9 protein-coding genes are annotated in these 12,326 nt (G+C 58.5%); 2 read left to right on the top strand and 7 right to left on the bottom strand.

Translation table 11 applies throughout. From position 1 onward, the window contains the following. Positions 1 to 83 precede the first annotated feature (83 nt). A complete protein-coding gene (gene topA, locus DSL70_RS09670) occupies positions 84 to 2,750 on the bottom strand; it encodes a type I DNA topoisomerase (RefSeq protein WP_119307690.1) in 2,667 nt (888 codons plus the stop codon). Between the two features lie 312 nt (positions 2,751 to 3,062). Between topA and DSL70_RS09665 the strand changes: the two genes are divergently transcribed. After that, the gene (locus DSL70_RS09665; RefSeq protein WP_162916537.1) at positions 3,063 to 3,254 is read left to right on the top strand and encodes a hypothetical protein; all 192 of its coding nucleotides are present in this window, start codon (positions 3,063 to 3,065) and stop codon (positions 3,252 to 3,254) included. Positions 3,255 to 3,508: 254 nt separating this feature from the next. Here DSL70_RS09665 and dprA read toward each other — a convergent pair whose 3' ends face one another. The 6 genes from dprA to ruvX form a co-directional block, all read right to left on the bottom strand. Further along, positions 3,509 to 4,711 carry a DNA-processing protein DprA gene (gene dprA / locus DSL70_RS09660; protein WP_119307906.1) on the bottom strand — a complete coding sequence of 401 codons (1,203 nt, stop codon included), beginning with the start codon at positions 4,709 to 4,711 and terminating at the stop codon, positions 3,509 to 3,511. A gap of 41 nt (positions 4,712 to 4,752) precedes the next feature. Next, the gene (gene plsY / locus DSL70_RS09655) at positions 4,753 to 5,451 is read right to left on the bottom strand and encodes a glycerol-3-phosphate 1-O-acyltransferase PlsY (protein ID WP_425359355.1); all 699 of its coding nucleotides are present in this window, start codon (positions 5,449 to 5,451) and stop codon (positions 4,753 to 4,755) included. A gap of 108 nt (positions 5,452 to 5,559) precedes the next feature. After that, complete coding sequence (locus DSL70_RS09650) at positions 5,560 to 6,873, bottom strand: dihydroorotase (RefSeq protein ID WP_425359350.1); 1,314 nt, start codon at positions 6,871 to 6,873, stop codon at positions 5,560 to 5,562. 8 nt (positions 6,874 to 6,881) lie between these two features. Beyond that, a complete protein-coding gene (locus DSL70_RS09645; protein ID WP_245418150.1) occupies positions 6,882 to 7,829 on the bottom strand; it encodes an aspartate carbamoyltransferase catalytic subunit in 948 nt (315 codons plus the stop codon). A 139-nt stretch (positions 7,830 to 7,968) separates the two neighbouring features. After that, entirely contained in the window at positions 7,969 to 8,910 is a 942-nt protein-coding gene (locus DSL70_RS09640) for an AEC family transporter (RefSeq protein ID WP_119307686.1), read from the bottom strand. A gap of 122 nt (positions 8,911 to 9,032) precedes the next feature. Continuing rightward, complete coding sequence (gene ruvX / locus DSL70_RS09635; protein ID WP_119307685.1) at positions 9,033 to 9,617, bottom strand: Holliday junction resolvase RuvX; 585 nt, start codon at positions 9,615 to 9,617, stop codon at positions 9,033 to 9,035. 442 nt (positions 9,618 to 10,059) lie between these two features. On the opposite strand from ruvX, the gene DSL70_RS09630 reads away from it, so the two are divergent. Further along, on the top strand, positions 10,060 to 12,243 hold the full coding sequence (locus tag DSL70_RS09630; RefSeq protein ID WP_119307684.1) for a putative bifunctional diguanylate cyclase/phosphodiesterase: 2,184 nt from the start codon (positions 10,060 to 10,062) through the stop codon (positions 12,241 to 12,243). Positions 12,244 to 12,326: the final 83 nt, after the last annotated feature.

Here is a 12,326-nt window from a genome sequence, read left to right as displayed (position 1 = left end):
CCGAAAGGCCGCATGCACCATGGGCAACGGGAGGGTTACACACAAGGCGATGCGGGCAACGGATACTGGTTGTTGCCGAAATCTCAGCTATCCTCTTTTTCCCCGGCTTCGTCTGCCGCGTCGTCGGATGCTGCTTTCTTCTTGGCCGTTGATTTCTTGGTTGTCGATTTTTTGGCGGTTGTCTTCTTCGCTGCCGTCTTTTTGGCCGAAGCCTTCTTTTCAGTGGCTTTCTTGGCCGGGGTCTTGCCAGCCTTGGCAGCAATCAGTTCCAACGCCTGCTCGAGGGTAACGTCTTCCGGCTTCATGTCCTTGGGCAGGGTTGCGTTGACCTTGCCGTGGTTGACATAGGGGCCGTAGCGACCGGCCTTCACGGTGATGGCTCCGCCGCCATCGGGATGCTCACCCAGTTCCTTGAGGGACTGGGCGGCGCCACGACGGCCGCCGTTGGCGCGCTTTTCAGCCAGAAGGCTGACAGCATGGTTGAGGCCGACGGTGAAGACATCGTCGATGCCGGGTAGATTGGCATAGGTGCCGTCATGCAACACAAACGGACCGTAGCGACCAAGCCCGGCGGTGATCATCTTGCCGTCCTCGGGGTGTTCGCCCACTTCGCGCGGCAGGGAGAGCAGCTGCAGGGCCTTTTCAAGATCAAGGCTCTCGATGTCCCATCCCTTCGGAATGGACGAGCGGGGGGGCTTTGCTTCCTCGCCGAGCTGGACATAGGGGCCGAAGCGGCCCGAGCGCAGGGTGACGTCGAGACCGGTGGCGGGATCCGTTCCAAGCAGCTTGGTGCCGTTTTCGCCAACCTGTTGCGCGTCGCCATCGCCATCGTTCGACAACTGGCGGGTATAGCCACATTCGGGATAGTTGGAGCAACCGACAAAGGCGCCGTAGCGGCTGGTCTTGAGGCTCAACTTGCCATCTGAACAGGACGGGCAGGCGCGCGGGTCCGAGCCATCCTCGCGTGGCGGGAAGGCATAGGAGGCGAGCACCTCGTTGAGGGTATCCAGAACCTGGCTGACGCGCAGTTCCTTGGTGCCGTCGACGTGGGAGGAAAACTCCTTCCAGAAGTCGCGCAACACGTCCTTCCATTCCAGCTCGCCGTTGGAGATCAGGTCGAGCTTCTCTTCCAGCTCCGCCGTGAAATCATACTGCACATAGCGCTCGAAGAAATTGGACAGGAAGCCGGTGACCAGACGTCCCTTGGATTCCGGGATCAGGCGTTTCTTGTCAAGCACCACATAGCCACGATCCCGCAACACGGACAGGGTTGCCGTGTAGGTGGACGGGCGACCGATACCGAGCTCTTCCATGCGCTTGATCAGCGTTGCTTCGGTGTAGCGCGGCGGTGGCTCGGTGTGGTGCTGGCTGGCGGTAACGGCCTTCTGCTTGAGCGCCTCGCCTTCGCTCATTGGCGGCAGGCGGTTGCTGTCCTCGTCGTCCTCGTCATCCTTGGATTCTGTGTAGAGCGTCAGGAAGCCGTCGAAGCGGACGACCTGACCGGTGGCGCGCAGCTCGGCGCTACGGGAGCCGTTGGTGGCGGTGATCTCGACGGTGGTGCGTTCAAGCTGGGCCGATTCCATCTGGCTGGCCAGCGTCCGGCGCCATACCAGAGTGTAGAGCTTGAGCTGTTCGTCATCGAGATATTTTGCCATCTGCTTGGGATGGCGGTTGATGTCGGTCGGCCGGATCGCCTCGTGCGCTTCCTGTGCGTTCTTGGCCTTCACAGTATAATGACGCGGCGCGTCGGGCAGATACTGCTTGCCATATTCCCGCTCGATGGCGTTGCGAATGGGGGCGATGGCTTCGGGCGCAATCTCGACGCCGTCCGTACGCATATAGGTGATGAGGCCGGTGGTTTCCCCGCCGACCGAGACGCCTTCATAGAGCCTCTGGGCGATCTGCATGGTGCGCGCTGCTGCAAACCCGAGTTTGCGCGAGGCTTCCTGTTGCAGGGTCGATGTGGTGAATGGCGCAAAGGGATTGCGGCGGACCGGCTTTGCCTCGACGGAGCGCACGGCGAGGCTGGCCCCTTCGACCAGCTTCTTGATGTCGGCTGCCTCTGTCCCGGTTCGAATGTCGAGGCGGCTTTTCTTCTCGCCGTCAACCGCAGTGATGCGAGCCTGGAAGTCAGCGCCTGCTGCCGTCTGGAGATCGGCCAGAATCGACCAGTATTCCTGTGGCACGAAGGCTTCAATTTCCTCTTCCCGCTGGCAGACGAGCCTCAGGGCAACAGATTGCACGCGTCCGGCAGAGCGGGCGCCGGGCAGCTTGCGCCAAAGCACCGGCGACAGGGTGAAACCGACGAGATAGTCAAGGGCGCGACGGGCCAGATAGGCATCAACCAGCGGCGTATCGATATCGCGCGGATGTTGCATCGCGTTGAGAATGGACTCTTTGGTGATCGCGTTGAACACAACCCGCTGTATCGGCTTGTCCTTGAGCAGGCCACGCTTCTTTTTCAACACCTCAAGCACGTGCCAGGAGATCGCTTCACCCTCTCTATCAGGGTCAGTCGCGAGGATCAGACGGTCGGAATCCTTGACGGCTTCGACAATTTCGGAGAGCCGCTTTTTCGATTTCGCATCCGCTTCCCAGGTCATGGCGAAGTCGTCTTCGGGGAGCACGGAACCGTCTTTCGAAGGGAGGTCTCGCACATGCCCATAAGAAGCCAAGACTTTGTAATTCTTGCCCAAATACTTATTGATTGTCTTGGCTTTTGCTGGCGATTCTACGATTACGACGTCCATTTGAATTCCGTACTATCCATTCGCTCTTCAGCCTTCCAACCCATCATCGGGTTGTGGCTGGTTGCTGGTGTCTGGAGCTGATTCTCTATAAGTCAATGCTAGTCACATGACTGCTTCGCCCCCATCCGTCAAGGGTGACGAACGCTATAAGCGGATATAATTTCTCTCGCATACATGCAAGTAGATTGTGAAAATACAACCTAATGTATATAATATGGTTGTATACAATCAAAAAGATTGGTTGTATGCTCCGGAGCTGCAGAAGCTTGTTTGCTGAAACATTTTATAAAAATCATATTTGCGGAGAGCCACGTGAGAGAAGAAGCTCAAGTGCTGGAAATCGGGTCGCCGACGAAAACGGCTGAATATATATATGCTCATTTGCAAGACCTCACGCGCATGGCCCGCCAGAATGACCTTGCTATGCTGGTCTATCTGCTGGAAATGGCCCAGATAGAAGCCATGGAAGTTGCCAAGCAGATTAGGCCAACCCGGGCTTTTTAAAGTTTGGGCAAATGACAAGCTTTGGTCACGCCCGGTTCGCCGTTCCATTCCCTGATGCCAGCCATGGACGGGAGGCGACTTGGGATTGTGATGCGGGGTGACGGATCGCCGCAGGAGCGTCGCGGCTATGTGTTTGTGTAGTCCAAGGCGGGGCGCGTCACGCAAACGCGCTTTGGTTTTGCCTTAGGTTCTGTCCATATTGTCGCCGGTCTGGCTGTCAGCCCGGTTCTCGGTCTGACTGTCTGTTTGGGCACCTATGCCTTGAGCGAGACAGTCTGATTGCCGTGTCGTTCCAGCCTTCCGGCCAGATCCAGTTCCAGAAGAAGCAGTTGTACCTGTCCCATGGTCAGTTCGGATTGGCGGATCAGGTCGTCAATGGCAATCGGGGTCAGGCTGAGGCTCTGGATGAAACGGCTCTTGCCAGCTTCCTCCGGTTCGCAAGGGCGCATGTCGCCGGTGTCGTCCGGGGGCAGCTCCCGCAAGGGCAGTGGCAGCTGTTCGGCAGCAAAGGGCTGAAGCGTGGTTCGCTGGTCCGCGATGGCATCCAGAATATCCTGCGCTTCACAGACGAGGCAGGCACCCTGCTTGATCAGATGATTGGTGCCTCCTGCGCGTGGGTCCAGTGGCGAGCCGGGAATGGCAAAGACATCGCGGCCCTGTTCCAACGCATAGCGGGCGGTGATCAGGGAGCCGGAGCGCTTGGCCGCTTCCACCACCAGTGTCCCCAACGCAATGCCTGAAATGATCCGGTTCCTGCGCGGAAAATCCTGTGATCGGGCGGGCGCATTCCATGGCATTTCCGAAATCAGCATGCCCTGTTGGGCGATGGCCTTGGCCAGTTCGACATTCTGTCTGGGATAGAGTTGGTTGAGGCCGCCTGCCACCACGGCGATTGTTCCCAGCGTCAGAGAGGCGCGATGAGCATGGGTGTCAACGCCCCGCGCCAGCCCCGAGACCACAACAATGCCGTTCTGGCCCAGTTCCCGTGCAATCATTTCCGTCAGTTTGGCGCCGCTCGCCGAGCAATTGCGCGAGCCGACGATGGCGATGGCGGGTCTTTTTGCCAGATCCGAACTGCCCATGACGGTGAGCAGCGGCGGCGGTGCGGGGATATGGGCGAGCGCTTCGGGATAATCCGGCTCACCGGTTGCCACAAGACGGGCTCCGGCCCGGTGGAGCGCGGTCCACTCCGCTTCGACTTCCTGTTCGGAGGCGATGTGAAAAGCGCGGCGGGCACCGCCCTTGCGGGACAGGTCCGGCAGGGCTTCAAGGGCCTTTTCGGCGCTGCCGAAATGATTGATGAGATCGCGGAAGGTGGCCGGGCCGACATTTTCGCAGCGGATGAGACGCAACCAGCTGAAGCGCTGTTTCTCGCTGAGGCGAAAGGCGGGGCGGCTGGCGTAGCCATTGCCGTGCCGGTCTGCTGCCGTGGTCTGCAGGGATTGTGATGGGGCCATCCGATCCGCTTCAGTTTGCGATGAAGATGGCACCTCGCTGGTCATTTGTCGGTCTCTTCTGATGCATCGGAGGCATCGGATTTGGACTGCGCGTCAGATGGGCGCTCTTTTTTGCCGCCGATCTTGCCTTCCGTTCCGGCCAGAAGGCGGGTGATGTTTTCCTTGTGGCGGATCCAGAGCAACAGCGTCATGACTGCGAACAGGCCGGTGAGATTCCACTGGCCGAAGCCGAATAGCACAAAGGGCATCAGCGCACTGCCGATGAGGGCGGAAAGTGACGAATAACGCGTCAGATAGGCTGACGTCAGCCAGATGAAGGCAAAGGCGAGGAAGGCCGCAGGATAGAGGCCGAGCAGCACGCCGAGATAGGTGGCGACGCCCTTGCCGCCGCGAAACTTCAGCCAGAAAGGGAAGAGATGGCCCAGAAAGGCACCAAGTCCCGCGAGGCTGGCAATCTGCTGCGGGCTGTCGGGCAGAAAGGCGATGGCGACTTCCCGTGCGATGATGACGGCAAGCGTGCCCTTGAGCAGGTCGCCTAGCAAGGTGAGCGCAGCGAGTTTCTTGTTGCCGGTTCTCAGGACGTTGGTGGCGCCGATGTTGCCGGAGCCGATCTTTCGGACGTCACCCAGCCCGCCCATCTTCGTCAGTATGAGGCCAAAGGGCGTCGAGCCAAGGACATATCCGAACAGGAGGGCGATCAGGAATTGAGGCAAGGAATGGCTCCAACTTGTGGGGTCGATCATGGGCAGTGATCCCTCGTCCTTGTTGCAAGGCGTGTGCCTTGGCATGTGGTCCGGGTGGCGAGAGCAAGTTCGTCTGCCACCCGGGCGATTCTCTTATTGGTTTGTTCAGCGCGGATCGTAATGGTGAACCAGCTGACCTTCAACGTAAGTTTGCAGAACCTTGCCTGAAAGCTGCGCCTTGTGGAAGGCGGTGTTCTTGGAGCGCGACTGCAACATGTCCCGATCCATGACCCATGGAAGGTCCGGATCGAAAATGATGATGTCGGCAGGCATGCCCGGTTTGAGGCTGCCAGCATCAAGGCCGAGCAGTTGGGCAGGGGTTGTGGACAGGGCCTTGATGGCCTGCATCATGGTCAATTGCCCGCTGTGGATCATCCGCATCGCGGCCGGCAGCATGGTTTCCAGACCAACAGCGCCGTCAGCGCATTCGGCGAACGGATGGCGCTTGGTGTCCACATCCTGCGGGTCGTGTGCGGAAACGATGACGTCGATGGTGCCATCGGCGACGCCCTCGATCATGGCTTGCCGTTCAGCTTCGCTGCGCAGTGGCGGGGACATCTTGTAGAAGGTGCGATAGAGCCCGATGTCATTTTCATTGAGGGTCAGATGGTTGATCGAAACGCCACAGGTGACGGCAAGCCCCTTGTCCTTGGCCCGACGAATGATGTCGAGGCTCTCGGCGCAGGAAATCTGGCTGGCGTGGTAGCGGCAACCGGTCAACTGGGCAAGACGCACGTCGCGGGCGACCATGATGGTCTCCGCTTCGGCCGGAATGCCGGCAAGACCGAGCCGGGTCGAGGTTTCCCCAAGGTTCATCACGCCGTTGCCGACAAGATCCGGGTCTTCCGGATGGTGGACGATGAGGGCGTCGAAATCGCGGGCGTAGGACATCACCCGACGCATGATCTGGGCGTTGGTGATCGCCTTGCGACCGTTGGACAGGGCGACAGCCCCGGCCTCGATCATCAGGCCGATTTCGGTCATTTCCTTGCCCTTGAGGCCACGGGTCATGGCCGCATAGGGGTGGACATGAACTTTGGCGGTATCTCGTGCACGACGCTTGATGAAGTCCACCAGTGCGATGTCGTCGATGACCGGATCGGTGTCCGGCATGCAGGCCATGGTAGTCACGCCACCGGCTGCGGCAGCCTGGCTGGCGCTCTTGAGGGTTTCGCGATGCTCGGCGCCGGGCTCACCGGTCGTGACATGCATGTCGACGAGGCCGGGGGCGGCAATCTTGCCTGCACCATCGACGCGCAGGATGTCGGACGACAGCTGGCTCGCGACGGTTGCACCGATGGCCTTGACCTTGCCGTCCTCGATGAGGATTGCGCCGGGCTCATCGAGCCCGGTGGAAGGGTCGAGGAGCTTGACATTGGTCAGGGCGAAGGGGGCTTTTTGTCTTTCTGGCATTTTCATTTTCCCTTTCAATCCTGCTCGACCGGCTGGGCTTCTAGGCTGTTCTTGGCCAGCAATTCAATGATGGCCATGCGCACTGCGACGCCCATTTCCACCTGCTCATGAATGACCGACCGTCCGGAGTCGGCAACCGAGCTGTCGATTTCGACGCCGCGGTTCATCGGACCGGGATGCATGACGATGGCGTCTTCGCGGGCATATTTGAGCTTTTCCTCATCAAGGCCGTAGAAGTGGAAATATTCGCGAATGGATGGCACGAAAGCGCCGTTCATCCGTTCCAGCTGCAAGCGCAGCATCATCACCACGTCAGCGCCATCAAGACCCTTGCGCATGTCGCGGAAGCACTTGACGCCCATGGCTTCCACGCTGTCCGGTAACAATGTGGACGGAGCGACGAGACGCACTTCCGCGCCCATGGCTGTCAGCAGCAGGATGTTGGAGCGGGCCACACGCGAGTGCAGGATATCGCCGCAGATGGCCACCACCAGACCTTCCAGCGTGCCCTTGTGGCGGCGGATGGTCAGGGCGTCGAGCAGGGCCTGGGTGGGATGCTCATGGGCACCGTCCCCGGCGTTGATCACCGAGCAGCCGACCTTGCGGGCCAGCAGCTGAGGTGCTCCGGCGGCGTTATGGCGCACGACGAGAATGTCCGGGTGCATGGCATTGAGGGTGGTTGCCGTGTCCAGCAGGGTTTCGCCCTTGGATACGGATGAATTCTTGACGGACATGTTCATCACGTCCGCTCCGAGGCGCTTGCCGGCAAGCTCGAAGGAGCTTTGCGTGCGAGTGGATGCCTCGAAGAACAGGTTGATCTGGGTGCGTCCCTTGAGGATCACCTTTTTCTTTTCAACCTGACGGGAAATATCAACGGCATCTTCTGCAAGATCAAGCAAAGCCGTGATTTCTGGGGGGGTCAGCCCGGCAATTCCGAGCAGATGGTGGTGCGCAAATGCCACGATCTCATTCCTAGCGTTTCTGGGTTTTCGCTAGATTTATAGCTATAGGAGGAAATCGGATTCGCCGCAAGTAGGTGTTCGCACTCTGTATATATCTTGATGACTTTTCAATCCATTTTCCAGAGGCTGTCAACTGGCCTCAACTGAGGCCGAGCATCCTCACAAAGGCCAGCCAGAAGGTGATGGACAGGGCGGACAGGGGCGTCTGCCAGGTGACGATGGCAGCGATCAAGGGAGCGTTGCCGCCCATCTTCTTGGCAAGGACGTAGCTGTTCATGGCGGTTGGCACGGCGGTGCTTATGATGATCACTTCCAGCGGCTGGCCGCCAAGGCCGAACAGGATGGCAAAGCCGATCGCCATGGCGGGCATGCCGACAAGGCGCAGGATGCAGGCGAACCAGACTTCACGCACCGGCGGGAAGGCATGTTTCAGCCGGATGCCTGCCCCGACGATGAGCAGAGCACAGGCAAGCCCCGCCCGGCCGGTGATCTCGACGGTGGAGGCGATCGGATCCCAGATATGGATGCCCGACAGATTGATCGTCAGCCCGACCAGTGAGGCAATGATGAAGGGGTTTTTGATGATATTGAGCAGGACATTGCCGAAGCTTGGGCGGCTGTTGGCACCAAAGACGGCCATGATGCCGACAATGATGATGTTGATGAGCGGAATCATCGAGGCCATCGCCACTGCGACCAGCGCCATGGCATCATCGCCGTAGGCCTTCTGGACGATGGCCAGCGCCATGAAGCCATTCCAGCGCAGAACGCCCTGATAGATCGAGGTGTAGGACGGATTGTCGACCGAGAAGACAGAGCGCAGAACCGGATAGAGCGCCAGCATGACGGCGGCCATGCACAGGATTGCCGCGACAAGCGCAAAGGTCATGTCGCCCAGCGGCACGTTGCGCAGATCCGCCTTGAACAGCGAATTGAAGATCAGTGCCGGGAAGAACAGCCAATAGGAAATGGTTTCAAGCCCGCTCCATTGCTCTTCCGGAACCAGCCCGCTGCGGCGGATGTAAAGCCCGAGCCCGACAAGAAAGAAAGTTGGGATGATGGCTTCAATGATCACGTACATGGCGGGGTCTTTCTGGGGCGCTTCAGGCAAGCTTGGAGCCGGGTGGCTCTAAAACGATCTGGTGAACAAAGCGGGGCAGGAGAGCAGAGTAGGTGTCTTGGGTTTGAAACTCAGGAGCGCATTTAGTCCGGGGTGTCTTCCTCTTTGTCATCCTCGGTGTCATCCTTTGGGGTCGGGGAGGCGGCAGAGGCATGGTCAGCAGACAGTCGCAGTCGATCCAGCGCTCCTTGCAGAATGAAGGATGCGGCCATTTTGTCAACCACTTCGCCCCGTTTGGCGCGGGATGTATCCGCTTCCAGCAGGGTGCGGGTTACGGCGACTGTGGACAGGCGCTCGTCCCAGAAAGCCAGAGGCATTGCAGGAAGGTCCTGATCTCGCCAGAAATCCCGCATGGAAAGACAGAAGTCGCGGGTGGCCTGGGCGCGCGGGCCCTCGGTGCCATCCATGTTGAGCGGCAGGCCAAGCACAAAGCCGCCGATTTCATGCTCGGCGCAAATGGCCTGCAGGCGCTCGGCATCCTTGCCGAACCGGGTTCTCTGGATGGTCTCCAGCGGCGAGGCAATACGCCGACCGGTGTCTGAAATGGCCAGACCTATGGTCTTGGTGCCCAGATCCAACCCCAGTAGCCGCTGGTTCCTTGTCAGGCCGGCAACCAGCTCTGCAAGCGAAATGTCGATCGGTGGCTTGTTCTTCTTCTTGCGGGCCATGTCTTTGCGTCTCGTTGTCTCTGTGTTTTGCAGACCGGGCTGCAGTCATGCAGTCAAGGGTCTGAGGCTCCAGTATGGGGTCACACTGGGCTGGGGGGCGTCTCTCTGGTTCTAGCATGGCTCCTTTGCAATACCAATCGGGCATTGGAGGGGGCAGGTCTTCATTCAAAGTATTCCTGTTTTGCACTGCAATATATGCAGTAATATTTGGGTGGCGTTACTGCATCGGGGAGGGAAAATTTTGGTAAGCAATTGTAGAAATTGACAATTCCATTTTGACGGTTTGGTGAAATTGCAGGTTGCGCATAAAAGCGGATATTTGAATGTGTGTTGAATTTTGTCATTGATTTTAAAAGGGTTTTTGTTCTTAACCATATTTGAGGTAATTCAATCTTTACAACTATGAAGCTATATTGGCCGGGGATTTTGGTTGGGGTGCACAATGAAGCGGTTAGAAATCAATGTTGAAATGGCGGTGTCTTTGGCATTGCGCATTGCCGAGGCGACCTGCGAGCATGATCTGTTTGCGGCCATGTTTGATTCTGTCTCGACCATCCGTGGGGTGACCTGTTTTAGCGCTTTTGTGGTGGGTTCCCAGAAAAGCGGCATAAGGCTATCGGCGGAGTTTGGTCCCGCCCGGATTGATGTTGGACATGAGGCTGTGTCCGACTGGCTTTTGAAAGATGGGCCTGCGCCGGATTTTCACTGCGCGGTCGAAAGCCCTTGTTTGCAGACCTGTGTGCGGCTTGTTGAGGGGGGCGATGTGCTTGGGGGCATTTTTCTTGCCTTTCCCAACCCCGATGGCGGGGAAATCAACAATGCGCTGGTCGAGAATTTCGCACGGCTGGGGGCGCGGTCTCTGGTAACACTGCGCAGGAAGCGCATGTCAACGATGGTGCTGGAAGCGCTGGAACAGAGCGAAGAGGCGATCGTCTTTTATGGTGAGGATGATGAGGGTGTCATCTTCAGCAATGATGCCTATCATCGGGTCTTTCCGCACTATCCGGGACGTCAGGAACTGCTCGGCAAGAAGCATCTGGAGCTTTACCAGATGGATCTGGACGCCGGGGTCATATCCGATCGGGTCGCGCTTGAGGATCCCGCCGGGTATATGCAAACCCGCAAACAACTGGCCGACAGTCTGGTTGATACCCAGCGCGAGATTCAGAAAATCGGCGACAAGACCTACATTTATACACGCACGCGCTCGGTTTCCGGTGCCATCATGTCGCGGCGCATCGACATTACGGATCAGGCCGTGGCCGAGGCTCGCCTCAGGCAGAGGGAAAAGCAGCTGCAGTCACTCGTTTATCGTGACACGCTGACCGGCCTTCACAATCGCGCCTATTTTCTTGAATATATTGAAACGCTGTCAGGGCGTCTCAAGCGTGGGGCGCTTAATGCCGTCTCGGTCTTCTGGGTGGATCTCAACGGTTTCAAATATGTCAACGACACCTTCGGGCATCATTCAGGCGACACAATCCTGCGCAAGATCGGGCGGCGTCTGCAATTGGGCGTTCTGGAAAGCAATGTCATTGTGCGTTATGGCGGCGATGAATTCGTTCTGGTCTTCGAACGGGAAGTTTCCGGCACCGAGCTAGAAATTCTGGCGGAACGCGTCCTGACGATCATCAGTGCGCCGATCAGCAACGGCATCACGACCTTCCAGTTGGGTGCCAGCGTTGGCATTGCCACGGCGAACGGGCCGGAGGCCAATCTGGTGACGTTGCTCGGGGATGCCGATCTGGCAATGTATGAGGCCAAAAGGCAGCCGACCAGCGCCTATCGGGTGTTCGATCCCGATATGCGGGCGCGCATGATGAAACAGTTTGCCCTGCTGGAAGACATCCGGGTTGCCTTTGAGCGGGAGGAGTTCGAACTCTACTATCAGCCGCAGTTCGATACCCTGTCCGGGGATCTCGTCGGGTTCGAGGCGCTGACACGCTGGAACCATCCCGAACGCGGTTTCGTGCCGCCGGATGAGTTCATTCCGATCATGGAAGCGAACAAGTTGATCGAACAGCTCGGGCGCTGGGTGCTGGAAGTTGCCTGTGAAGAGGCAAGCCACTGGCCACAGGATCTTGGCGTTGCGGTCAATGTGTCGCCGTTGCAGCTCAAGAACCCCAAGTTTGCTCGGATCGTGGCGCGCGTGCTGGCCCAAACCGGGCTGTGTCCGGGACAGCTGGAGCTGGAAATCACGGAATCCGTCCTGCTTGATGGCAATGAGGGCGAGCGCGTCCAGCTTGAAAGCTGGAGGGAGCTGGGCGTCCAGATCGCTCTTGATGATGTCGGCAAGGGTTATTCAAGCCTGAGCTATCTCAGCCAGTTCCCTTTCGACAAGATCAAGATCGATCGCAGCTTCCTGCGTGCCTTCCGGGCGGATCGGCCTGAGGACGCCTCAGCGGTCATCCTGCGCGCCATCGTGGAACTGGGCAAGACACTCGGCAAGACCGTGATTGCCGAAGGGGTGGAGATCGAGGATCAACTGGACTTCCTGCGCAGCATCTCCTGTGAGCAGGCTCAGGGATTCTATCTTGGCCGGCCAATGACTGTCGAAGATACACGCGCCTTCATCGAGCGCTATCGGGGGCCGTTGCCGAAACAGGTCCAACTGCTCAAGGGGTAGGCTTCCTTCTTCTCTTCCTGCCAACTTCTTTCTCTCCCGTCTCTTTCCTTAGCACAAATCCCAGAGCGCCGTCGTGAAGGGCG

It is taken from the genome of Cohaesibacter haloalkalitolerans, assembly GCF_003574655.1.
Classification (GTDB): Bacteria; Pseudomonadota; Alphaproteobacteria; order Rhizobiales; family Cohaesibacteraceae; genus Cohaesibacter; species Cohaesibacter haloalkalitolerans.
This window is presented reverse-complemented; position numbering and strand designations above follow the sequence as displayed.

Coding starts and splice junctions, on each gene's coding strand:
- dprA (WP_119307906.1), bottom strand. CDS start 4,711: ATGGCCCCATCACAATCCCTGCAGACCACGGCAGCAGACCGGCACGGC.
- DSL70_RS09640 (WP_119307686.1), bottom strand. CDS start 8,910: ATGTACGTGATCATTGAAGCCATCATCCCAACTTTCTTTCTTGTCGGG.
- DSL70_RS09630 (WP_119307684.1), top strand. CDS start 10,060: ATGAAGCGGTTAGAAATCAATGTTGAAATGGCGGTGTCTTTGGCATTG.
- topA (WP_119307690.1), bottom strand. CDS start 2,750: ATGGACGTCGTAATCGTAGAATCGCCAGCAAAAGCCAAGACAATCAAT.
- ruvX (WP_119307685.1), bottom strand. CDS start 9,617: ATGGCCCGCAAGAAGAAGAACAAGCCACCGATCGACATTTCGCTTGCA.
- DSL70_RS09650 (WP_425359350.1), bottom strand. CDS start 6,873: ATGAAAATGCCAGAAAGACAAAAAGCCCCCTTCGCCCTGACCAATGTC.